Annotated in this window: 22 protein-coding genes; 15 read left to right on the top strand and 7 right to left on the bottom strand. The window is 66.8% G+C overall.

Features of this window, described 5'->3' with window-relative positions; all coding sequences use genetic code 11:
• Positions 1-32: 32 nt before the first annotated feature.
• Both metK and lnt read right to left on the bottom strand, forming a co-directional pair.
• Entirely contained in the window at positions 33-1250 is a 1218-nt protein-coding gene (gene metK / locus FSB78_RS17155) for a methionine adenosyltransferase (RefSeq protein WP_147083757.1), read from the bottom strand.
• Between the two features lie 70 nt (positions 1251-1320).
• Positions 1321-2862 carry an apolipoprotein N-acyltransferase gene (gene lnt, locus FSB78_RS17160; protein ID WP_147083758.1) on the bottom strand — a complete coding sequence of 514 codons (1542 nt, stop codon included), beginning with the start codon at positions 2860-2862 and terminating at the stop codon, positions 1321-1323.
• Between the two features lie 239 nt (positions 2863-3101).
• Between lnt and FSB78_RS17165 the strand changes: the two genes are divergently transcribed.
• Positions 3102-3521 (top strand): VOC family protein, encoded by a 420-nt coding sequence (locus FSB78_RS17165; protein WP_147083759.1) that lies wholly within the window; start codon positions 3102-3104, stop codon positions 3519-3521.
• Between the two features lie 9 nt (positions 3522-3530).
• Positions 3531-3833: a polyhydroxyalkanoic acid system family protein gene (locus FSB78_RS17170; RefSeq protein ID WP_147083760.1), complete on the top strand. Its 303-nt coding sequence runs from the start codon at positions 3531-3533 to the stop codon at positions 3831-3833.
• A gap of 123 nt (positions 3834-3956) precedes the next feature.
• On the opposite strand, the gene FSB78_RS17175 is transcribed toward FSB78_RS17170, so the two are convergent.
• Positions 3957-5282, bottom strand: coding sequence for a PQQ-dependent sugar dehydrogenase (locus FSB78_RS17175; RefSeq protein ID WP_147083761.1), 1326 nt, complete (start codon positions 5280-5282; stop codon positions 3957-3959).
• Positions 5283-5384: 102 nt separating this feature from the next.
• Between FSB78_RS17175 and FSB78_RS17180 the strand changes: the two genes are divergently transcribed.
• The 3 genes from FSB78_RS17180 to FSB78_RS17190 all read left to right on the top strand — a co-directional run bounded on the left by FSB78_RS17180 (position 5385) and on the right by FSB78_RS17190 (position 8650).
• Positions 5385-5669, top strand: a complete 285-nt coding sequence (locus tag FSB78_RS17180) for a lipoprotein (protein ID WP_147083762.1) — start codon at positions 5385-5387, stop codon at positions 5667-5669.
• Positions 5670-5727: 58 nt separating this feature from the next.
• On the top strand, positions 5728-6075 hold the full coding sequence (locus FSB78_RS17185) for a GCN5-related N-acetyltransferase (RefSeq protein WP_242008370.1): 348 nt from the start codon (positions 5728-5730) through the stop codon (positions 6073-6075).
• Positions 6076-6238: 163 nt separating this feature from the next.
• The gene (locus tag FSB78_RS17190) at positions 6239-8650 is read left to right on the top strand and encodes a glycoside hydrolase family 2 TIM barrel-domain containing protein (protein WP_147083763.1); all 2412 of its coding nucleotides are present in this window, start codon (positions 6239-6241) and stop codon (positions 8648-8650) included.
• A 39-nt stretch (positions 8651-8689) separates the two neighbouring features.
• Here FSB78_RS17190 and FSB78_RS19165 read toward each other — a convergent pair whose 3' ends face one another.
• Positions 8690-9130, bottom strand: coding sequence for a hypothetical protein (locus tag FSB78_RS19165; RefSeq protein WP_158638034.1), 441 nt, complete (start codon positions 9128-9130; stop codon positions 8690-8692).
• Between the two features lie 132 nt (positions 9131-9262).
• On the opposite strand from FSB78_RS19165, the gene uvrA reads away from it, so the two are divergent.
• The 3 genes from uvrA (at position 9263) to relB (ending at position 13776) form a co-directional block, all read left to right on the top strand.
• The gene (uvrA, locus tag FSB78_RS17200; protein ID WP_147083764.1) at positions 9263-12160 is read left to right on the top strand and encodes an excinuclease ABC subunit UvrA; all 2898 of its coding nucleotides are present in this window, start codon (positions 9263-9265) and stop codon (positions 12158-12160) included.
• Positions 12161-12179: 19 nt separating this feature from the next.
• The gene (locus FSB78_RS17205; RefSeq protein ID WP_147083765.1) at positions 12180-13022 is read left to right on the top strand and encodes a hypothetical protein; all 843 of its coding nucleotides are present in this window, start codon (positions 12180-12182) and stop codon (positions 13020-13022) included.
• A 577-nt stretch (positions 13023-13599) separates the two neighbouring features.
• Positions 13600-13776: a type II toxin-antitoxin system RelB family antitoxin gene (gene relB, locus FSB78_RS17210; RefSeq protein WP_147083766.1), complete on the top strand. Its 177-nt coding sequence runs from the start codon at positions 13600-13602 to the stop codon at positions 13774-13776.
• A gap of 216 nt (positions 13777-13992) precedes the next feature.
• Here relB and FSB78_RS17215 read toward each other — a convergent pair whose 3' ends face one another.
• Together FSB78_RS17215 and FSB78_RS17220 are read right to left on the bottom strand one after the other, a co-directional pair.
• Positions 13993-14292: a BrnA antitoxin family protein gene (locus FSB78_RS17215; RefSeq protein WP_147083767.1), complete on the bottom strand. Its 300-nt coding sequence runs from the start codon at positions 14290-14292 to the stop codon at positions 13993-13995.
• On the bottom strand, positions 14252-14524 hold the full coding sequence (locus FSB78_RS17220) for a BrnT family toxin (protein WP_147083768.1): 273 nt from the start codon (positions 14522-14524) through the stop codon (positions 14252-14254). The genes FSB78_RS17215 and FSB78_RS17220 overlap by 41 nt, the downstream gene beginning before the upstream one ends.
• Positions 14525-14970: 446 nt before the next feature.
• Between FSB78_RS17220 and FSB78_RS17225 the strand changes: the two genes are divergently transcribed.
• The 7 genes from FSB78_RS17225 to FSB78_RS17255 all read left to right on the top strand — a co-directional run bounded on the left by FSB78_RS17225 (position 14971) and on the right by FSB78_RS17255 (position 20346).
• A complete protein-coding gene (locus FSB78_RS17225) occupies positions 14971-16290 on the top strand; it encodes a hypothetical protein (protein WP_147083769.1) in 1320 nt (439 codons plus the stop codon).
• Positions 16265-16663 (top strand): hypothetical protein, encoded by a 399-nt coding sequence (locus FSB78_RS17230; RefSeq protein WP_147083770.1) that lies wholly within the window; start codon positions 16265-16267, stop codon positions 16661-16663. The genes FSB78_RS17225 and FSB78_RS17230 overlap by 26 nt, the downstream gene beginning before the upstream one ends.
• A 28-nt stretch (positions 16664-16691) precedes the next feature.
• Positions 16692-17135, top strand: a complete 444-nt coding sequence (locus FSB78_RS17235; RefSeq protein WP_147083771.1) for a DUF3597 domain-containing protein — start codon at positions 16692-16694, stop codon at positions 17133-17135.
• Positions 17136-17226: 91 nt separating this feature from the next.
• Entirely contained in the window at positions 17227-17640 is a 414-nt protein-coding gene (locus FSB78_RS17240) for a glycine zipper 2TM domain-containing protein (protein ID WP_147084289.1), read from the top strand.
• Positions 17641-17859: 219 nt separating this feature from the next.
• A complete protein-coding gene (locus FSB78_RS17245; protein WP_031394996.1) occupies positions 17860-18072 on the top strand; it encodes a cold-shock protein in 213 nt (70 codons plus the stop codon).
• Positions 18073-18145: 73 nt separating this feature from the next.
• Positions 18146-18373 carry a hypothetical protein gene (locus FSB78_RS17250; protein WP_147083772.1) on the top strand — a complete coding sequence of 76 codons (228 nt, stop codon included), beginning with the start codon at positions 18146-18148 and terminating at the stop codon, positions 18371-18373.
• Positions 18374-18438: 65 nt separating this feature from the next.
• The gene (locus FSB78_RS17255; protein WP_422396721.1) at positions 18439-20346 is read left to right on the top strand and encodes a S9 family peptidase; all 1908 of its coding nucleotides are present in this window, start codon (positions 18439-18441) and stop codon (positions 20344-20346) included.
• A gap of 150 nt (positions 20347-20496) precedes the next feature.
• On the opposite strand, the gene FSB78_RS17260 is transcribed toward FSB78_RS17255, so the two are convergent.
• Positions 20497-21549: a cell wall hydrolase gene (locus FSB78_RS17260; RefSeq protein ID WP_422396722.1), complete on the bottom strand. Its 1053-nt coding sequence runs from the start codon at positions 21547-21549 to the stop codon at positions 20497-20499.
• Between the last annotated feature and the right edge of the window lie 107 nt (positions 21550-21656).

A 21656-nucleotide genomic window follows, 5' to 3' on the forward strand; every position in this document is an offset into this window, starting at 1 on the left:
GGCGGGGGCTTGATTTCAACGATAGCCTGGGATCAGGCGACCGCGGCCTTCAGTTTGTCGACCAGGTCGGTCTTTTCCCAGGTGAAGAAATCGCCCTCGGGCTCGCGGCCGAAATGGCCGTACGCGGCCGACTTCTTGTAGATCGGCGCGTTGAGCTTGAGGTGCTCGCGGATGCCCTTGGGGGTCAGGCGGACCAGCTTGGGCAGGGCTGCCTCGAGCGCTGCTTCCTCGACCGTGCCGGTGCCGTGCAGGTCGACATACACCGACAGCGGCTCGGCGATGCCGATCGCGTAGGACAGCTGGATCGTGCAGCGGCGCGCGAGGCCCGCGGCGACGACGTTCTTGGCGAGGTAGCGCGCGACATAGGCGGCCGAGCGGTCGACCTTGGTCGGATCCTTGCCCGAGAACGCGCCGCCGCCGTGCGGGGCCGCGCCGCCGTACGTGTCGACGATGATCTTGCGCCCGGTGACGCCGGCGTCGCCGTCGGGGCCGCCGATTTCGAACGCGCCGGTCGGGTTGATGTAGATTGCGGTGTCATCCGAGATGAAGCCGTCGGGCAGCACGTCCTTGAACACGCCCATCACGTAATCACGCAGCTCGGCATACTTGGCCGGATCGGGGTTCTTGCCCTTTTCCGAATAGCCCGGTGCGTGCTGCGTCGAGACGACCAGCGCGGTCGCGCGGACCGGCTTCTCGTCCTGATATTCGAGCGTCACCTGGCTCTTGGCGTCGGGCTCGAGGAACGGGGCCGCGCCCGAATGGCGGTCGGCGGCCATCCGCTCGAGGATCTTGTGGCTGTAGTAGAGCGTCGCGGGCATCAGGCCCGGCGTCTCGTCGGTGGCGTAGCCGAACATGATGCCCTGGTCGCCGGCGCCCTCGTCCTTGTTGCCGCTCTCGTCGACGCCCATCGCGATCTCCGCGGACTGGCCGTGGAGGTTGTTCTCGAAGCGGAACGTCTCCCAGTGGAAGCCCGACTGCTCGTAGCCGATGTCCTTGACCGTGTTGCGGACGGCGGCCTCGATCTCGGCGAGCACGCCCGGCGCCCACTCGTCATTCTCGTAGATGCCCTTGCCGCGGATCTCGCCGGCCAGCACGACCAGCTGCGTCGTGGTCAGCGTCTCGCACGCGATACGCGCCTGCGGGTCCTTGGCGAGGAACAGGTCGACGATCGTGTCGCTGATCTGGTCCGCGACCTTGTCGGGATGGCCCTCGGAGACGGACTCGGAGGTGAAGAGGAAGGATTTGCGCATAGGACCTCACGGCTAGGGCTCCGGCCCAGCGGCTGGGGAGCGACATATAAGGAAAGCTTTATATCTCCGTTTAGCGCGACCGGCGGCGCAGGGCAACGGCCATCGCGAGCAGCAGTCCGGCGATGATCGCGGCCATCGCGTTGCCGGTCCGCGAGAACAGTGTCGGCACCAGCGCGGGGGGCAAGGGCCGCTCGATCGCGCCGGCGGTCTCGTGCGGCACGGTCGCGATCAGCCGGCCGTCCGCGCCGATGATCGCGGAGATGCCGGTCGGCGTCGCGCGGACGATCGGCAGCCCTTCCTCGATCGCGCGCATCCGCGCCTGCGCCAGATGCTGCGGCGGGCCCCAGGTCCCGAACCAGGCGTCGTTGGACGGATTGAACAGCAGGCGCGGGCGATGCGCGCGGTCGACCACCTGGCCCGAGAAGATGATCTCGTAGCAGATCTGCATCCCGATCGTGCCGAACCCGGGCAGCGTCAGGTTGCCCGGCCCCGGACCCGAGGTGAAGTCGATGTCGCCCGGCACCAGCCGCGCGAGCCCTAGCGGCTTCAGCAGCCACGGCATCGGCAGATATTCGCCGTACGGCACCAGGTGCGCCTTGTCGTAGCGGCCTCGCAGCCGCGCCTGCCCATCGAGCGCGAACACCGAGTTCGCCGCGCCTGAGATCGCGTCTTCGCGGTCGAACTCCAGCGCGGTGCCGCCGGTCAGCAGGATGTCCTGCGGCCCGAGCAGCCGCGCGATCCGGCGGCGCAGATAGAGCGGGCTCGACCAGTCATAGGCGTAGGGTGGATACCCATCCTCGAGATAGTCGCGCACCACGCCCTCGGGCCACACCACCAGCCGCGGCTGCGCGCCGGGCTTCCCCGACAGTGCCTCGAGCGCCGACAGGACGCGTTCGCCGTCCGACTCGCTGCGATCCTCCTGCCCGATATCGGGCTGGACGATGCGGACCAGCGGCGCGCCGGGCGCGGCATCGGGGGCGTTCGTCCACAATGCCGACAGCGCGGCGAGCCCGAGCAGCGGCGCGACCACAGCCGGCAGCGTGTAGCGGCGGCGCAGGAGCAAGAGCACCGCGCCCGCCGCAACGATCGTCATGCCCGACAGCGCATAGGTCCCGATCCACGCCGACAGCCGCGCGACCCCGATCGCGGGCAGCCAGACGACGCCGAGCGGATCCCAGGCATAGCCGGTGAACAGCACGCTGCGCAGCCACTCGGTCGCGATCCACGCCGCGCCGAACACCAGCACGAACGCGGGATCGAGGATGCCCTTGCGCGCGATCCGCCAGGCGAGCGCGGCGGCGATCATCGGGAACACCGCCAGGTAGAGCGCCAGCCCGACCGCGGCGAAATAGCCGAGCACCGGCGGCATCGCGTCCTGGAAGTCGAACGCGTGCTGGAACCAGTTGTTGTTGACCGTGAAATGCCCGAGCCCGAACAGCCACCCGCGCACGGCGGCGCTGCGCAGCGAGGGGGCACCGTGGACGAGGCCGATCCACAATCCGACCGCGACCAGCGTCAGCGGCCAGAGGTCGAGCGGCGCGAACCCCGTCGCGGCGATCGCGCCGAGGAGGACGGAGGCAAGGGCGGGGGAGGTGAGGAGAGCGCGGGTCACGCCGGTTCTATGGAGGCGGGGCGGGGGCGGGGCAATGATCCGGTGTCGCCCGACGCACGTTCGTCCCCGCCCCCCCAATCGTCATCCCAGCGCAGGCTGGGATCTCTCCGGGGCGGGTGCCGCGGCCCGAACCAGGAGATCCCAGCCTTCGCTGGGATGACGGGGGAGGTGAGCGGCGGACGCACAACGTCACCGCGGGGGGAGTGACGACCGCCACCCCCCACGGTATCACGCCCGCCATGACTCTCCGCCCGTTCCATCTCGCCTTCCCCGTCCACGACCTCGCCGCGGCGCGCGCCTTCTACGCTGGCACGCTCGGCTGCCGCGAAGGCCGCAGCAGCGACGCGTGGATCGACTTCGACCTGTTCGGGCACCAGATCGTCGCGCATCTCGATCCCGCCGCACGCGCGGTCGCGGTGTCGAACCCGGTCGACGGCCACAGCGTCCCCGTGCCGCATTTCGGCGTGGTGCTGACGATGGCCGACTGGGAAACGCTGTCGCAGCGCGTAGCCGCCGCCGGCGTGGCGTTCGGGATCGCCCCGCACATCCGCTTCAAGGGGCAGGTCGGCGAGCAGGCGACGATGTTCTTTTGCGATCCGTCGGGCAACGCCTTGGAGTTCAAGGCGTTCGCAGACGATACCCAGCTTTTCGCGACCTGAAGGACCCCCATGGCCAACCCGATCACGCTCGACATCCCGCACACGCTTGGCAAGCAGGCGGTCCGCGCCCGGCTCGAGGGCGGCGTCGCCCAGGTCGTCGACAAGATTCCCGGCGGCGGCAACGTCGTCCACCGCTGGGAGGGCGACACGATGCACTTCACCGTCCAGGCGATGGGCCAGACGATCGCCAGCAGCGCGACGGTGTTCGACGACAAGGTCCACGCGGTCGTCGACCTGCCCGGAATCCTCGGTCTGTTCGCCAGCAAGATCAAGGGCGCGATCGAGCGCGAGGCGCCCAAGCTGCTGAAATAACGTCGCTCGTAGCGGACCATACCCCCCTCCGTTCGCCCTGAGCGAAGTCGAAGGGGAGGCCATGAGCGACAGTTCTTCGACTTCGCTCAGCACGAACGGCGTTGGGGATGGCGCGCTAGACGCCTAGCGCGCGCTGACCCGCCAGATCCGGTTCCCCACATCGTCCGCGACCAGCAGCGCCCCGGTCCTGTCCGCGATCACGCCCACCGGCCGCCCCTGCGCGTTGCCGTCCTTGTCGAGGAACCCGCCGACCACCTCGACCGGCTTGGCGTTCGCCGCCGGGAACCCGCCCGCCGCGAACGGCACGTACACCACCTTGTAGCCCGACACCGGCTTGCGGTTCCACGACCCGTGCTCGCCGACGAACGCACCGCCCGCAAAGCGCGCGCCGAGCCTGGTCTCGTTCGCAAACGTCAGCCCCAGCGCCGCGACATGCGCGCCCAGCGCAAAGTCCGGCCGCTTCGAATATTCCTGCAGCGCCGGGTTCTTCGGCTCGACGCGCGCATCGGGATAACCGCCCCAATAATACCAGGGCCAGCCGAAGTGATCGCCGAACTCGATCTGCGTCAAATAATCGGGCGCCAGATCGGACCCCAGCTGGTCGCGCTCGTTGACGACGGTCCACAGCTGGCCCGACGCCGGGTTGATCGCCATCCCGACCGGGTTGCGCAGCCCGGCGGCATAGATCCGCCAGTTCTTGTCCACGGGCCAGACCTGCAGGATGTTGGCGCGGTACTTCTCCGCCGCCATGCCGTTCTCGGCGATGTTCGACGACGAGCCGACCGAGACGTACAGCGTCTTGCCGTCCGCCGCGGTGACGACGTTGCGCGCCCAGTGGTTGCCGCCCGGGTTGAGCTTGATCACCAGCTCGGGCTTGGCGGTGATCTTCGTCGCGCCCTCGACATAGGGCACGCGGACCAGCGCATCGGTGTTCGCGATGTACAGCTGCCCGTCCAGCAGGGTCATCCCGAACGGCGAATTGAGCCCGGTCATGAACGCGCTCCGGGTCTCGGCGACGCCGTCCCCGTTCGCGTCGCGCAGCAGCGTGATGCGGTTCGCCGACGGCGTCCCCGCGCCGGCGCGCCCCATCAGGATCTTCATCACGAACCCGGTGATCCCGCCACCCTCGCGCGGCGGCGAGTTGGTCTCGGCGACCAGCACGTCGCCATTGGGCAGCCGGTACATCCAGCGCGGATGGTCGAGCCCGGTCGCGAACGGCTGCACCTGCAGCCCCGCCGCGACCGTCGGCCGGGCCGCGCCCTGCCAGCCGACCACCTTGGCAACGTCGACCGTCGGGATCACCTGCTCGCGCGGCGCCGCGATCTGCGGCCGCTTGCCGGTGACCGCGTCGGCGGGAAGTTTCGCGGTATCGGGCCAGGCGAGATAGACGACGCCCCCGGCGATCACGAGCAGGATCAGGCCGAGCACGATGAGGATGTGTTTGCGCATGTGCCAACGGGTAGAGAAGCGCGCGCGCGGGAGCAAGCGGGCGGAACAAAGCGGCCGACGCGGCGGTTGTCCCGGCTCCGAAACGATCAGGGATTGATCCATATGAAGACCGCCTTCACCGCCGCTCTCCTCGCGGTCTCCGCGCTTTCGCTCGCAGCCTGTGGCGGCAAGGGCGACGACAAGCTCGGCGACCAGGTCGAGCAGGCCGCGGACAACAACGCCGCCGCGCTGGAAGCGACCGCCGACAATCTCGAGGACCGCGCCGAGGCGATCCGCGACAATGGCGAAGAGCGCTCCGAGGCGATCGACGATGCCGACGTCAACGCCGACGCGCTGACCAACGGCCAGAAGGCCGCGGTGATCAACGGCACCGCCGAGGTCAAGTAAGCGACGCCGTCCGCCCCCTGCGGGGGCGGACGGCACCCCCTCCGGCGAAACCCTCTCGATGGCCGACCCCGAGCTGCCGCTGGACCTGCCGCCCGGATTGCCGGACGCCGCCACCCGCTGGCTGACGCTGACGCTGACGCGCGAGACGCTACCCGGTCTCGCCGCCGCGCGCCGCTGGCCGGTCCGCGCCGACCATTGCTTCCAGCGCATCCTGCTCGACGCCGCGTGCGGAGGCCGCTGGTACGACCACATCCTCGCGCGTCCCGCCTATCGCCACGCACCCCCCGAGATCCTCGCGCGCGCGATCGCACTCGGCGACGCCGTGATCGCCGGCACCGAAGACCTCCACGCCCTCAACCGCCGCTCGCTCGCCTGGCGGGGTAAAACGCGTTCGCTGGCGGACTGAGGGGCGCATCCGGCTGCGATGTCTACCGCCGTTCAATAAATGATAGCTGATATCATAATGTAAAAACTGTTGTGTTCAGTATCGTGACGGTGCCAAATTCTCCGAGGCCCCTCGTGCGTCACGCTGACCAACGGGAAGGGCAATACAGGGGCGGCTGTCGATGATGAGCACGAAGATTCCGGTGACCGTGTGCGCGTTGGCCTGCTCCGCTCCGCTCATCGCTCAGGGCGAGAAAGACAAGCAGCCGAGGATCAACCAGCTCTACGACTTTGGCTGGACCTTCCGGCAAGGCGATATCGCGGGAGCGCAGGACCTCGCCTTCGATGACCGCAACTGGCGCAAGCTCGACCTGCCGCACGATTTCCAGTTCGAACAGCCTTGGGACAAGACCGCCAACCGGGGCCGCGGGTTCAAGGCGCCGGGCGTTGCCTGGTACCGCAAGACCTTCACGGCCGACAGCGGCTGGAAGGGGAAGCAGGTCCTGCTCGACTTCGAAGGGATCATGTTGTCCGGCGAAGTTTGGGTGAATGGCAGGAAAGTCGGCGGCACGGCCTATGGCTATCTCGGCTTCGAGGCCGATATTTCCGACGCCATTCGCTACGGCGCCGACAATGTCATCGCCGTGCGTGCCACGACCAAGGACGGCAATTCGCGTTGGTACACGGGGGGAGGGTTGTTCCGCGACGTGCATCTGGTGGTCAGAAACCCGGTATCGATCGCGCGGCATGGCATTTTCGTGACCACGCCGGTCGTTTCCGCGGCTGGCGCCCAAGTCAACGTGCAGGTCGAGGTCGCCGGCCTCAAGGGCAAGCAGGACGCGGTCGAAATCAGGACGAGGATCTTTTCGCCGGATGGCAAACTCGTCGGTACGACCCAAAGCCAGGTTCCTGCCCCGCGGAACCTGCCGACCGTCGAGGTGGCGATGCCGAACCTCGCCGTTGCCGCGCCCAACCTGTGGTCGGTCGAGACCCCCAGCCTCTACACGGCCGAGGTCGAACTGGTCTCCGGCGGCAAGATCGTCGACCGGCTGACGAAGCGCTTCGGCATCCGCACCGTTGAGTTCTCCAAGGACTTCGGCCTTCGTCTGAACGGCAAGAAGGTTTTCCTGAAGGGCGTCGCGAACCACGACGATCTCGGCGCGGTCGGGGTTGCCGCGCACCGGACGTCGATCGCCCGGATGATGGACCGGCTGAAGGCGTTCGGCTTCAACCATATCCGCACCTCGCATAACCCCTATTCGGAGTCCTTCCTCGACCTCGCCGACGAGAAGGGTCTGCTGATCGTCGACGAGCTATACGACAAATGGGGCAGCACCGCCGCCTGGGCGGGCAGCGTACCCTGGAACGACGTCTGGTTCGACAACGAGAAAGAATGGATCAAGCGCGACCGCAATCACCCGTCAGTGATCATGTGGAGCTTTGGCAACGAACTGCAGTTCCAGCAGGAACGGTGGAACTGGCCGACCGGCGACTGGGGCAAGACCACCTATCGCATCATGGATGCCGTCGCGAAGCGCTACGATCCGACGCGCAAGACGACCGTGGCGATGTATCCGGCGCGCGCCAACGGCATCATCAAGGCCAATCCGGCCTTCAACATCGAAAGCAATATCATCCCGCCCGAATTGGCGACGATCACCGATGTCACGAGCTTCAACTATTTGTGGGTCGATTACCCGCAGTACCTGAAGCACGCCCCCGACCTGATCGTGTACCAAAGCGAGGCTGTCACCAACGAACTGGCCGCGCCGTATTTCGGCATGGACCGCGACAGGATGGTCGGCTTGGCCTATTGGGGCGCCATCGAATATTGGGGAGAGTCCGACGGCTGGCCGAAGAAGGGCTGGGCCTATTCGTTCTTCAACCACGCGCTGGAGCCATTCCCCCAGGCGTGGCTGGCGAAGAGCATCTTCACCGACACGCCGGTGGTCCATATCGGGGTCGTTGACAACGAGGGCGAGGCAAAGATGTGGAACGACGTGATGGTCGGCCAGAAGATCATCTCGTCGAACTGGAACCGGCAGGCCGGCAAGCTCTACAACGTCTACACCTATACGAACGCCGAGGAGGTCGAACTCCTCGTCAACGGCAAGTCCATCGGTGTCCAGAAGAACGCGATGGATGTGACGAAACGGAACACGATCTACTGGAAGGATGTGCCCTACGCCGCAGGGCAACTCACGGCGATCGCGCGGACGGGCGGAAAGGTCATCGCCAGGGACCAGATCGAAACGACCGGCAAGGCCGTGGCGCTCAGGATCGAGATCGAGAACACGGCTTGGAAGGCGGACGGCATGGACCTGCAATATGCCAAGGTCTATGCGGTCGACAGCCGGGGGCGCGTCGTACGTACGGCAACGGATCCGATCACGTTCCAGGTCAGCGGCGCCGCCCGGTTGATCGCCGTCGACAATGGCGACCATTGGAGCGACGATCTGTTCTCGGATACCAGGAAGGCGCTCCATGATGGCTTCGCCATGGCGATCCTACGTTCGGATCGACGACCCGGACAGGTCAGATTGACGGTGAGCGGCGCCGGCTTGAACGGCGCCAGCAGGACGCTGCGGGTGAAATGACGCCGCCCGGCGAGCCCGTGCCGAACCCGCAGCCATCCCCTACCGCTTCGCGAAAATCCGCCCCAGCAGCATGTCCGCCGCCGCGCCGATCTGGTCTGCCATCTGCTGCGGGTTGATGCCGGGGGTACCGGGCTTCGGGGTCTCGGGCTTCGTCTCGGCCTTTGAAGCCTCCGACTGGGGCGCCTCGGGGCTGGCGGCCGCCGGCTTCGCCGTCTCGGACGCCTTCGCCTCGGCCTTGCGCGCCGCGTTGGCCGCGACGAGGCCGCCGACCATCGCCAGCCCCGACGCGATCGCCTGGCGCCCCTCGGGCGAATTGGCGCGCTCGATCAGCGCCTCGCCCTTTTTCCGGAGCTCCTTGGGGACCTTGAACCCGGCGATCTCCTTGGGGATCTTCACCTTGGGCTTGTCGGTCTTCTTGGTCCCGTCCTTGGTTTTCGCCATATCGTCCTCGCGCCGCTGTGTACGACCGAGATAATACACGCGTGGTTCTTTTCAATCGGGGGGGCTTTCGATCGGAGGGCTTTTCGGCCGGGTGGGTGCTGGCACGCGGGTTCGTGCGTTCCTATCTCCGCCTCTGGCATCCGGCCAAGAACAGAAGTAGAACCCTCCGATATGCTGACTCACATTTCCGTCCGCGGCGCGCGCGAGCACAATCTCAAGGACGTCGATATCGACATCCCCCGCGACACGCTGACGGTGATCACCGGGCTGTCGGGCAGCGGCAAGTCGAGCCTCGCCTTCGACACCATCTATGCCGAGGGGCAGCGCCGCTACGTCGAATCGCTGTCGGCCTATGCGCGCCAGTTCCTCGAGCTGATGCAAAAGCCCGATGTCGACCATATCGAGGGCCTGTCCCCTGCGATCTCGATCGAGCAGAAGACGACCAGCCGCAACCCGCGCTCGACCGTCGCGACGGTCACCGAGATCTACGACTACATGCGCCTGCTCTGGGCGCGCGTCGGCACGCCGTACAGCCCGACCACCGGGCTGCCGATCGCCGCGCAGACCGTGTCGCAGATGGTCGACCGCGTCCTCGCACTCCCCGAGGGCACGCGCCTCTACCTCCTCGCCCCCGTCGTCCGCGGGCGGAAAGGCGAGTACCGCAAGGAGATGCTCGAGTGGCAGAAGGCCGGCTTCACGCGCGTCCGCATCGACGGCACGATCCACGAGATCGACGAGGCGCCCGCGCTTGACAAGAAGTACAAGCATGACATCGAGGTCGTGGTCGACCGCCTCGTCGTCGGCGGCGACATCGCTACGCGCCTCGCCGAAAGCTTCGAGACCGCGCTGAAGCTCGCCGAGGGCCTCGCCTATATCGACCCCGCCGACCCGGTCGCGCCGCACACGCCGAAGTCGGAGATCCTCGGCAACAACGCCCCCGACGGCCGCATCGTGTTCAGCGAGAAATTCGCCTGCCCGGTCTCGGGCTTCACGATCAGCGAGATTGAGCCGCGGCTCTTCTCGTTCAACGCGCCGCAAGGGGCGTGCCCGGCGTGCGACGGCCTCGGCGAGAAGCAGCTGTTCGACGAGGACCTCGTCGTCCCCAACCACGGCCTGTCGATCAAGAAGGGCGCGGTCGTGCCCTGGGCCAAGTCCAACCCGCCCTCGCCCTATTACATGCAGGTGCTCGGCAGCCTCGCGCGCCAGTTCGACTTCGCGCTCGACACCCCCTGGTCCGACCTGCCCGCGGAGGTCCAGAGCCTCATCCTCCACGGGTCGAAGGGCAAGTCGGTCACGCTGACCTTCATCGACGGCAAGAAGAAGTACGACGTCAGCAAGCCGTTCGAGGGCGTCATCGGCAACCTCAACCGCCGCCTGCTCCAGACCGAGAGCGCGTGGATGCGCGAGGAGCTGTCCAAGTACCAAAGCGCCGCCAAATGCGAGGTCTGCCACGGCGCGCGCCTCAAGCCCGAGGCGCTGGCGGTCAAGATCGGCATGAAGGACATCGCCTACGCCACGCATTTGTCCGTGGTCGACGCGCTGCAGTTCTTCACCGACATCCCGGCCCAGCTCGGCGACCAGCAGAACGCGATCGCCGAACGCATCCTCAAGGAAATCGTCGAGCGCCTCGGCTTCCTCAACAATGTCGGCCTCGACTATCTCAACCTCGACCGCACCAGCGGCACGCTGTCGGGCGGCGAGAGCCAGCGCATCCGCCTCGCGTCGCAGATCGGCTCGGGGCTCTCGGGCGTGCTCTACGTCCTCGACGAACCGTCGATCGGCCTGCACCAGCGCGACAACGACATGCTGCTCAAGACCCTTCGCAGGCTCCGCGACCTCGGCAACACCGTGCTCGTCGTCGAGCATGACGAGGACGCGATCCGCACCGCCGATTACGTCATCGACATGGGCCCCGGCGCGGGCGTCCGCGGCGGCGAGGTCGTGGCGCAGGGCACGCTGAAGCAGCTGCTGAAATCGAAGACCAGCATCACCGCCGACTATCTGACGGGCAAGCGCAGCGTCCCCGTCCCGGCCACGCGGCGGAAAGGCAACGGCAAGAAGCTCACCGTCCACAACGCGGTCGCCAACAATTTGCGCGGCGTGACCGCCAGCATCCCGCTCGGCACCTTCTGCTGCATCACCGGCGTCTCGGGCTCGGGCAAGTCGAGCTTCACGATCGACACGCTCTACGCCGCCGCCGCGCGCGAACTGAACGGTGCGCGCATCCTCCAGGGCAAGCACGACAAGATCACCGGCCTGCAATATCTCGACAAGGTCATCGACATCGACCAGTCGCCGATCGGCCGCACGCCGCGCAGCAACCCGGCCACCTATACCGGCAGCTTCACGCAGATCCGCGACTGGTTCGCCGGCCTGCCAGAGGCGCAGGCGCGCGGCTACAAGCCCGGCCGGTTCAGCTTCAACGTCAAGGGCGGCCGGTGCGAGGCGTGCCAGGGCGACGGCGTGCTCAAGATCGAGATGCACTTCCTCCCCGACGTCTATGTGCAGTGCGACGTCTGCCACGGCGCGCGCTACAACCGCGAGACGCTCGAGGTGAAGTTCAAGGGCCACAGCATCGCCGACGTGCTCGACATGACGGTCGAGGACGCCGCCGAGTTCTTCAAGGCGGTCCCGCCGATCCGCGACAAGATGGCGATGCTGGTCGAGGTCGGCCTCGGCTATGTGAAAGTCGGCCAGCAGGCGACGACGCTCTCGGGCGGCGAGGCGCAGCGCGTGAAACTCGCCAAGGAACTGTCGCGCCGCGCGACCGGCAACACGCTCTACATCCTCGACGAACCGACGACGGGGCTGCATTTCGAGGATGTCCGGAAGTTGCTGGAGGTCCTCCACGCGTTGGTCGAACAGGGCAACACGGTGGTGGTGATCGAGCACAATCTCGACGTCATCAAGACCGCCGACTGGATCATCGACCTGGGCCCCGAAGGCGGCGTCAAGGGCGGCGAGATCGTCGCCGAAGGCGTGCCGGAAACGGTGGCGAAGGCGAAGGGGAGTTTTACGGGGAAGTATCTCGCGCCGTTGCTAAAAGTCGCTAAGCTTGAGGAGGTGTAGCGGCACTGCAGGGGGATAAATGTTTTACATCCACGTTCTCAGGATAAAATGTGAAGGTTTACCCCAGGGCGATCTCCTCAGGTCAAGAGGTAATCCGTCTTCTATAATTGTCAGATCGATTGAATCAAAGCCAACCGCGGATGTCGGACGTGGCTCAGAATGGCATATCGGGAATGTCAAAACTATTGAAGAAGGCGGGGTGTCTTTTGCCATGGGTCGTACTCAGGCTGTCACTACGCAGCAGTTCGATCAAAATACCCATGATTTTGTGGAGGAGGAGGCGATGCGTGCTCCATTTACATTCGGGGTGTTTGATCCGGATCTGCAAGTGTGTGGTGTAATTCGTAAGGCTGGTGTGTCAAAAAGCTCAAGCGAAATCGCCGGTAAGCTCCAAACCCTCCTGAATGCTGCCCCCTTTGCGAGGGAAGCAAATTCAGTAATTGTTGTTGAAACAATCTCAGATCCGGTGAATTTCTTGGACGCTATAAAATCGGCAAGGGCTGTAATCCGATTTGGATTCACTGTTTCAAGGCCCAATCCGTTAGATGTGGAGCGTTTGATACAGGGGCCCGCCAAAGAATTTACTCAAAAAGTATCTGGTGAGCGGACAAGGGTGGAAACGGAAGGTGAGGATCTCGACAAAGAGGCTATTGAGGATGTCATAAATGCCGTTGCTGCCGATGGGGAGGAGGCTGCGGCAACAATCAGGCCTCAAGATGGTGGGCCGCCAAGGCGAGTTCATCTGTGGGGGAATCCGGTAACGGAACGCGTTGAGTCCGACCCAAACATCTCGGTATTGGTATCTGTTCTCGATGCCGCTCGGCGTGGTTATCGACGGATACGGGGTGGCTCGCAGGCCTAATGGATAACTTTTGGAAATGGCTTGTCAGGGGCTCGAGAAAAGGGGCCCGGGGCTTCTGGAATATTATAAATTGGTTCTTACTTGTTCATGTAGGAATTGCGGCTGTCGCTACGGTATTGATCGTGGGCGATCCTACGTTGTTTGCTCAAAAGGCATTATTCCCCGCGTCCTCGGTTTTGATCGGTCTTTCGATGGCGTGGACCACACGCGCGTCGACAATTTTGCAGACTAAGGACCTCCGCGAGGCGTTATTCACTGAAGAACGGCCAGCCGAAGATTATATATTTGGCTTTCAGCTATCAATTCTCATAGTCGTCATTATGATTATCTATGTCGCCATAATGGCGGGCGGAGGGCTGAGGATAGGTCTGTTGGGAGAGCCGTTTGACGGCTACGCGTCGGCGTTCTGGATGTATTTTCTTATTAGCGTGACTTTGCGCGAGTGCTGGGGGGTCATTAACGCCACTAATATGATTAGCATGCTAGAATACATTAGAACGAAGTAAGCATACCGCGCGGATCTATCCGGTTGGCCATTCTTATTCCATTTTCGGCCGCCAAATGCTAGATAACGGCGGTGGCCGACCTAAACCCCATCGAGTCCGAGTTCGCGACCACCGAAGAAGCGGAAGCCTATGACGCGTGGTTCCGCGCGAAGGTCGAGAAGGCGATGACGTCCACCGCCCCCGGCATCCCGCACGATCAGGTGATGGCGGAGATGCAGGCCGTGATCGAGAAGCACAGGCCGCGGTGACGCTGCGGGTCGTCTGAACGGACGATGCGACCCGCCACCTGCGATTCCAGAATTGCAGATAACTAGTATCCGCGCGCTGTCTGACGCAACGTTGCCCTGTCCTCACCCTTCGCCGCCTTCGGCGTCTCTCCCTCTCCCATTGGGAGAGGGAAGGGGCCCGCCCGGCGCAGCCGGGTGGGAAGGGTGAGGGCAGGATTTTTGGCGGACGCCTTACCCCTAAAACCCCACCGCCACCCGCAACGCCGCATTGATCCGCCCCTGCCACCCCGGGCCGCCCTCGCGGAACTTGGCGAGCACGTCCGGGTCGATCCGCAGCGTCACCTGCTGCTTGGCGCGGTCGCGCAAGGGCGGGCGGCCCTTCACGACGCCGTTCGGCCCGAGATAGCCCGTCGCCGGGCGGATCACCTTTCCGCCGATGGAAATCTCGGCGACGTCCGCCAACTCTTCGGTCAACTCGGGCGCGTCGTCGGCCGGATCAAGCCAGGCGGTGCCGGTAGCGGGCGTATTCTCGGTCATTGGCCTTCCTCGTCGAAATCACGCGGCGATCGGTGTCCGTCTCGGTCCAGATCACGGCAACCAATCGCTCGCCGAGCAGTCCGTACGTCGCGAAATACGGCTCGGGGTAGGCGAACCGCGTATCCTCGAATTCGAAGACCGGCCCGTCGAACACCGTCTGCGCGTCGGCGAAATCGATCCCGCGATCCGCCAGCGTCAGCGCGCGTTTCAAGGGATCGAACTCGATCTCCATGGTTGCCTCGTTAATGTAGCTACAACAATGATCGCGTCAAGCCGAGGATGCGGTGTGCGGCGCAATGATCCAACGACGATCTGGTCGGAAATCGGTGCATTCGTGGGCCGCGGCCTGTCCTCACCCATCGCCGCCTTCGGCGTCTCTCCCTCTCCCGATGCGAGAGGAGTTTCAGGTGAACAGCGCCCCGCGCTGTTCAGATCATGCGGGGCATGATCGACCTGAAACTGGGCCCATTCGCCAAAGGCGAATGGGAAGGGTGAGGGCAGGACATGCTGTGGCTCCGCGCCGTGGCAAATCCACGTCGTCAGTCGTCGCTTGAGCGACGCTGGCCAAGCCCGCCGTTGCTCCCGTTTGCTTCGCAAAAAAGTCGCACGGCGGGCTGTCCTACAGCTCCGAACTCTGCATATTCCTTCGATCCTCTCCTTCCAGGAAAGGATCACACCATGACCGACCGTCCCGAACCGCCGCGTGCCGCCTTTGCGACCGTCCCCGGCGACGACTATGGCATGACCTATTACGACGTGCCGCTGCCCGACGACGCGGCCGGCGCGTCCGGATCCGGCTTCAAGACCTTCGTCCCCGGCGGCGATCCGCTCGACGACGGCCCGCACGTCTCGCGCCGCCAGGACGGCTGGTCCGCCGCCAACCAGCGCAGCTTCCTCGAAGGGCTCGCCGAAGGGCACGGCGTCGACGCCGCCGCGCGCCGCGTCGGGCTGTCCGCCGCGTCCGCCTATGCCTTCCGCCGCACCGCGAAGGGCGCCGCCTTCGCGCTCGGCTGGCGCGCGGCGACGCTGGTCGCGCGCGACTCGATCGCCGAGACGTTGCTCGTCCGCGCGCTCGAAGGCACCGTCGACACCATCGTCCGCGGCGAGACCGTGATCACCCGCCACAAATACGACAACCGCCTCGCGCTCAGCCTGCTCGCGCGGCTCGATCGCCAGGCCGAGAGCGCGCCCGACGCCGATGCCAAGGCGGCGTGCCTCGTCGCGCAGGAATTCGACGCCTATCTCAATCTCGTCGGCCAGGATGCCGGGCCGGCGCGCGCGGGCCTGTTCCTCGCGCGCCGCTGCGCCGTGTTGGGCGGCGACGGGCAGGGCGTCGACGGGGCAGGCCAGGGCGGCGGGATGCGGGGCGGGGGCCCCGACCTCTACCCGATCTACGCGCTCGCCGCCGCCGATCGCTTCCTGCGCACCGGCGTCGCTACCGCGGCGGAGGTCGACATTGCCGATCTCGACCCCGCCGCGCGCAGCGGCTGGACCGCGGAGCAATGGGCGCGCGCCGAGGCCGCCGGGCTGGTCGCGATCGCCGCCCCCGCCGCGACGGACGACGACATCGCCGCGGCGTCTCAACAGTCTCAACATTCGCCCGACGACGACGACGACGACGACGAGGACGGCGAGGACGTGACGATGTGGCAGTGCGCCAAGACCGACGAATGGCGCACCAATTTCCCGCCGCCCGCCGATTTCCTGGGCTTCGAACAGGGCGACTTCGGCACGGAAGACTATCAGCGCGAGCTCGACGCCTATGAACAGGGCTGCATGGACGACGCCGCGGCGTTCGAGCTCGCCCAGCGCCGCCGCGCCGAGGGCGAGGCGCGCGACCGCTATTTCGCCGCGATCCGCACCGCGATCTACGGTGCCGATCTGGGGGTGGAGCGGGAGGGGCAGGGGGGCGACTCCGCGGAACAGGCCCCGGCGGAAACCGTTGAGCCCACGAAACAGCCAGGATCCGCAGATGACCAAGACGCCCCCCCGGCATGATGCCCCCCGTCACGAGGGTCACCCCGTCCGGCACCCGCCGCTCACCCCGCTGAAGCCGCCCCGGCCGCCGAAGGCGTCCAGGACCTTCGGCCGCACCATGCTCGCGACCGGCGCCGCCGCGATCGGCCTCGGCGGTGCGCTGGTCGCGGTGTTCCTGCGCCGGCGCAAAGCGAACCCCAGCGAGCATGCCGCCCCCGATCTCGCGCTCGGCAAGCCGCACCCCGGCCCCGCCGACCGCGCGCCGCCCGCCTTCCGCCCCGATCCGACCGCGGTCCCGACCAAGGCCGAACGCGACGCGCTCCGCCCCGCGACCGGCGCGGCCTCGTTCCCCGATCGGCACGACATCGCCAGCCGCAACACCCCGGTCGGCTGACTCTTTTCTACCCAAGCAAGGAAATCCCATGAGCATCTTCAGCAAGATCAAGTCCGCCATCTTCGGCGAGCACGGCCCCCTCGGCAGCGGCCATTTCGGCACCCCCAAGACCGAGGCCGCACCCGCCCCGCAGACCACCGCCGCGCAGCCTGCGCCCACCCCGACCGCAGCGGCTGCGGCACCGGTCCCCGCCGCCCCCGTCGCCCCTACCGCGCCGGTCGACGTCGAATCGGTCCTCGCCGGCATCGCCCAGCGAAAGGGGTCGGACCTCAACTGGCGCAGCTCGATCGTCGACCTGATGAAGCTGCTCGACCTCGATTCCAGCCTCGACAACCGCAAGGAACTGGCGACCGAGCTCGGCTATACCGGCGCCAAGGACGGCAGTGCCGAGATGAACATCTGGCTCCACAAGGCGGTGATGCGCGAACTCGAAAAGACCGGCGGCACGGTGCCCGCCGCGCTCAAGGACTGACCGGATCGGCCATGCAACCAAGCGCCGCCACGGATCATTGATGTCGATCAACTCGGATGATGGATCATTCGACCAAAGAGGAGACGATATGATGCGCGGACTGACGCTTGGCCTGCTGGCCGCGTCCACCCTGATGGCGGGGTGCGCCACCGATGGCGGCTCGGGCTATGGCTTCGACCGGCGCTATCGGTCGTACGACTATAACCGGCCCGACCCCGCTTATGGCGGCTACGACGCCGGCCGCTACTACCGCGACGACCGCCGCTACCGCGAACGACGCCTGTCGCGGAACGACCGCGTCTACCGCGGCAATGACGGCCGCTATTATTGCCGCCGCAACGACGGCACGACTGGGCTGATCGTCGGCGGCGTCGCCGGTGGCGTGCTCGGCAACGTCATCGCTCCGGGCGGATCGGGTCTGCTCGGCACCGTGCTCGGCGCGGCCGGCGGTGCGCTGGCCGGCCGTGCGGTCGACCGCAGCAGCAGCGAGACGCGCTGCCGCTGAAGCCCTGCGGGCCGGCGCCGGAGGTCCGGCGCCCGTCCCGGCCGGGCGGCAAAGGGGATGCGGGTTTGCAATTCGGCGCCCCATCACCCATATGAGGGTCTGCTACAGTCGCACATCGACGGTTCTTGGCGCTTTGCGGCACCTTTCTCCTTCTTTCCCTGCTCCGCGGCACGCGGTCGTCCGGTACTCGGACGGTCTAAACAAAGAAGGAGCCATCTCATGGCTATCACCGGAACCGTAAAATTCTTCAACGCCGACAAGGGCTATGGCTTCATCGCGCCGGATGGCGGCGGCAATGATGCCTTCGTGCACATCACCGCGGTCGAGCGCGCCGGCATGCCGACGCTGAACCAGAACCAGCGCGTGACCTACGAGCTCGAGCCCGACAAGCGCGGCAAGCAGTCGGCGGTCAACCTCCAGCCGGCCGACTAACATCGGCTGACGATGCGGCGGCCATGAGGGTCGCCGCATCACTCTTTCGACATTCCAGCAGGAGCTGAGCAGCATGGCCGACAACCCCGAATTTTACCGTGCCCGTGCTGACGAGGAACGCCGCAACGGCGATGCCGCCCTGCTCGACAATGTCCGCGACCGCTGCCGCCGCGCTGAAAAGGCCTGGGACGAGATGGCCAGCCGCGCCGAGCGCACGCAGGTCCTGCGCGCCGCCCGCGAAGCCGCCCCTCCCGGCGGCGAACGCATGATGATCGGCACTCCGATGGTGCCCGCCGAATAAGACTTCCGGTCGGCGGGTACGCTGGCGTACACACGCCGGCGTCCTGCCATCCCACCGGAGAGCCCGTGCGCTACCTGATCCTGACCCCGCTGGCCCTTCTTATCGCCGGCGCCGCGCAAGCCCAGTCGATCCACCAATATTCCGCGCTCGCGCTGTCGCCCAAGGGTGACACGCTCGCCACCGTCGAACAGTCCGACGATCCGGCGCGTCCGCTGAAAGGCGACATCGTGCTCCGCGCCGTGAGCGACGGCCACATCGTGCGCACCATTGCCCCCTGCGCCACCTGCACCCTGTCCGGCCTCACCTTCTCCCCGACCGGCACGCTCGCCTATCTGTCCCGCGACAGGACCGCCGGCACCGTCGACCTGCTGCTCGAGGGCCGCACCGTCGCCACCGTCCGCGGCATCGCCCAGACTCCGCGCTTCTCCCCCGACGGCAAGCGGATCGCGTTGCTCGTGACGATCGGTGCCGCCAAGGAATCGGGCGCGGTCCAGGCCGGCGTCCGCCAGATCGGCGAGATCGGCGAGACCAACGACGAACAGCGCCTCGCGGTGTTCGATCTTGCCACCGGCCCCGTCGCCGCCGCAGCGCTCAAGCCCGTTTCGCCCTCCGGCCGCTATGTCTATGAATATGACTGGACGCCCGATGGTCGCGGCTTCGTCGCGACCACCGCGCTCGGCAATGGCGACAACAACTGGTGGGTCGCGACGCTCGACGCGATCGACGCCAGCACCGGCGCGGTCCGCGAGATCGCCAAGCCGACGACCCAGCTCAACTTCCCCCGCGTCTCCCCCGACGGCAAGACGGTCGCCTATATCGGCGGGCTGATGAGCGACTTCGGCTCGGTCGGTGGCGACATCTGGACCGTCCCGCTTGCCGGCGGCACGCCCGTCAACCGCACGGCCGGCGACACGCAGACGATCACCTCGATCGACTGGCTGCCCAGCGGGATCCGCGGCACCAGCCTAGCCGGCGCCGATGCCCGCGCGGTCGCCTTCGATCCCGCCAAGCGCACCACGACCCTGTGGAGCCGCCCCGCGGGCTTTGCCGCCGGCGATGGCAAGATCGCCTACAGCGCCGACGGCCGCGTCATGGCGAGCGTCGTCCAGGACTTCGAACACGCCCCCGCCATCTACGCGGGCCCGGTCACCGCGCCGCGCCAGTTGACCCATGACAACGACGCGCTGCCCGCGCTCGTCAAGGCGCGCAGCGTCAGCTGGAGCCAGGGCGGCTTCACCAGCCAGGGCTGGCTGCTCGCCCCCGCCAAGCCGGCGGCGCCCGGTACCAAGGCACCGATGGTCGTCGTCGTCCATGGCGGGCCGTCCTCCGCCAGCACGCCCGCCTATCTCAGCCGCGGCGGCCTCGCGCCGCTCAGCGCCGCCGGCTATTATCTGTTCCTGCCCAATCCGCGTGGCAGCTACGGCCAGGGCGAGGCGTTCACGGCGGCCAACAAGCGCGATTTCGGTGGTGGCGACCTGCAGGACATCCTTGCCGGCGTCGACGCGGTCGAGAAGATCGCGCCGATCGACGATGCCCGGCTCGGCCTGACCGGCGGCAGCTATGGCGGGTTCATGGCGATGTGGACCAACACCCAGACCAACCGCTTCAAGGCGATCGTGTCGGGCGCCGGCCTGTCCAACTGGATCAGCTATTACGGCACCAACGGCATCGACCAGTGGATGGTCCCGTTCTTCGGCCGGTCGATGTACGAGGACCAGGCGATCTATGCCAAGCTTTCGCCGATCACCTATATCGCCAAGGCGAAGACGCCGACCTTCCTCTATGTCGGCGAGCGCGACATCGAGGTCCCGCCGACCCAGTCGATCGAATATTGGCACGCGTTGAAGGCGCTCGGGGTTCCCACCAGCCTGGTGATCTACCCCGAGGAAGGCCACGGCATCCGCGACCCGAAGAACGCCGCCGACCTTCAGCAACGGACGATCGCCTGGTTCGACAAATATCTGAAGCCGTAAGCTAGGGTCCCCCCGATCCTCCCCCGCCAGGGGGAGGTGGCACGCGAAGCGTGACGGAGGGGGCGGGAAGGGAAACCTCGGTTCGGTATCCGCCCCCTCCGTCGTCTTCGGCGCCACCTCCCCTTGGCGGGGGAGGAACAGGGCAACCCCCTAGAGCGGCTTCCCCGAATCCTTCCACCGGTCGAGGATCTGCGACGCCGGCGGCAGCGTGTCCGGTGCCGGCACCACCGGCGGCGCGACCCTGGGCGTGCCGCTCAGCGCATAATCGGGCTGCACCGTCGAAACCGGCGCCGGAGCGACCGGCACGGCCGCGTCCGGCGGCGTGACGGCCGGCACCACCGCCAGCATCAGCGGCGCGACCGGCGCGACGGGCAGATGCGGCCCCGGCACTGGCTCGCCACCCAGATAGCGTTGCGAGAACGCAGACGCGGTGCCCCAATAGCCCTTCCACCGATGGAAGAAATGCGCGCCGACGACATCGGTCATCACCAGGCTGCGGTTCCACGCCGGTGTCACCGCATAGGTATGGTAATGCGTCGCGAGACCCACCCCGGCGAACACATAGCCCGCCAGCGCGGCGCTGGCGACGCGGGCCGCACGGATCCAGGCGGTCCGCGACGGGACCCGCGCCATCGCGCCGTCGCAGGCGAAGCTGAACTGGCACACCGTCCGCTCGGACCCCTGGTACACCACGCCGCACACCGTCGCCGGAAAGGCGGGGTGGCGGACGCGGTTGAGGATCACCTGCGCGACCGCCTGCTGCCCCGCATCGGGCTCCGACGCTGCCTCGTAATAGATCGCCGCCGTCAGGCACTGCGCCGCCCGCCCGCGATCTGCGGCACTGGCACGCGCCATCGAGAAGGGCTGCGCGACGGTGATCCCGGCATCGGCCGCGACGATCCGGCTCGCCGCCGCCGCAGACATCGGCAGGTCGGGCAGCGCGGTCGTGCCCGTCACCCCTGCAGCAGGCGCCGCCCTGCCGGAGATGGCCGCGCGGTCGGCATAGAGCAGCGCCGATCCCGGGAAATGCTCGTCCGCCTCATAACCGCGTCGTACGTCGGGGACGACCGCGACGACGTCGTGCGCGTCGATCGCGCGCAGCGCCGCATGCGCCGACATCGCCGCCGTCACCAGCAGGCCGACCGCGACCAGCGCGGCCCAGATGCGGCCCATCAGCCGGAGTGTCGTCAACGGAACGCGCACAGCCCATACCTTTCGGCCACCGGGCCGTCGCGCCGCCATAGCGGATCGGGTGCTACCGTTTCGCTACCAAAATGCGCCCGTCCCGTGCCGGCACGAAGCGGGTCCGC

Source organism: Sphingomonas ginsenosidivorax (genome assembly GCF_007995065.1).
In the GTDB taxonomy this organism is placed as follows: Bacteria; Pseudomonadota; Alphaproteobacteria; order Sphingomonadales; family Sphingomonadaceae; genus Sphingomonas; species Sphingomonas ginsenosidivorax.

Bases quoted from the DNA above. Each gene is read 5' to 3' on its own strand.
- FSB78_RS17170 (WP_147083760.1), top strand. From the start codon at position 3,531: ATGGCCAACCCGATCACGCTCGACATCCCGCACACGCTTGGCAAGCAG.
- FSB78_RS17165 (WP_147083759.1), top strand. From the start codon at position 3,102: ATGACTCTCCGCCCGTTCCATCTCGCCTTCCCCGTCCACGACCTCGCC.
- FSB78_RS17215 (WP_147083767.1), bottom strand. From the start codon at position 14,292: ATGACCGAGAATACGCCCGCTACCGGCACCGCCTGGCTTGATCCGGCC.
- FSB78_RS17190 (WP_147083763.1), top strand. From the start codon at position 6,239: ATGAGCACGAAGATTCCGGTGACCGTGTGCGCGTTGGCCTGCTCCGCT.
- FSB78_RS17175 (WP_147083761.1), bottom strand. From the start codon at position 5,282: ATGCGCAAACACATCCTCATCGTGCTCGGCCTGATCCTGCTCGTGATC.
- FSB78_RS17235 (WP_147083771.1), top strand. From the start codon at position 16,692: ATGAGCATCTTCAGCAAGATCAAGTCCGCCATCTTCGGCGAGCACGGC.
- FSB78_RS17185 (WP_242008370.1), top strand. From the start codon at position 5,728: ATGGCCGACCCCGAGCTGCCGCTGGACCTGCCGCCCGGATTGCCGGAC.
- FSB78_RS17240 (WP_147084289.1), top strand. From the start codon at position 17,227: ATGCGCGGACTGACGCTTGGCCTGCTGGCCGCGTCCACCCTGATGGCG.
- FSB78_RS17225 (WP_147083769.1), top strand. From the start codon at position 14,971: ATGACCGACCGTCCCGAACCGCCGCGTGCCGCCTTTGCGACCGTCCCC.
- FSB78_RS17205 (WP_147083765.1), top strand. From the start codon at position 12,180: ATGTTTTACATCCACGTTCTCAGGATAAAATGTGAAGGTTTACCCCAG.
- FSB78_RS17220 (WP_147083768.1), bottom strand. From the start codon at position 14,524: ATGGAGATCGAGTTCGATCCCTTGAAACGCGCGCTGACGCTGGCGGAT.
- FSB78_RS17245 (WP_031394996.1), top strand. From the start codon at position 17,860: ATGGCTATCACCGGAACCGTAAAATTCTTCAACGCCGACAAGGGCTAT.
- metK (WP_147083757.1), bottom strand. From the start codon at position 1,250: ATGCGCAAATCCTTCCTCTTCACCTCCGAGTCCGTCTCCGAGGGCCAT.
- uvrA (WP_147083764.1), top strand. From the start codon at position 9,263: ATGCTGACTCACATTTCCGTCCGCGGCGCGCGCGAGCACAATCTCAAG.
- FSB78_RS17180 (WP_147083762.1), top strand. From the start codon at position 5,385: ATGAAGACCGCCTTCACCGCCGCTCTCCTCGCGGTCTCCGCGCTTTCG.
- FSB78_RS17230 (WP_147083770.1), top strand. From the start codon at position 16,265: ATGACCAAGACGCCCCCCCGGCATGATGCCCCCCGTCACGAGGGTCAC.
- FSB78_RS17250 (WP_147083772.1), top strand. From the start codon at position 18,146: ATGGCCGACAACCCCGAATTTTACCGTGCCCGTGCTGACGAGGAACGC.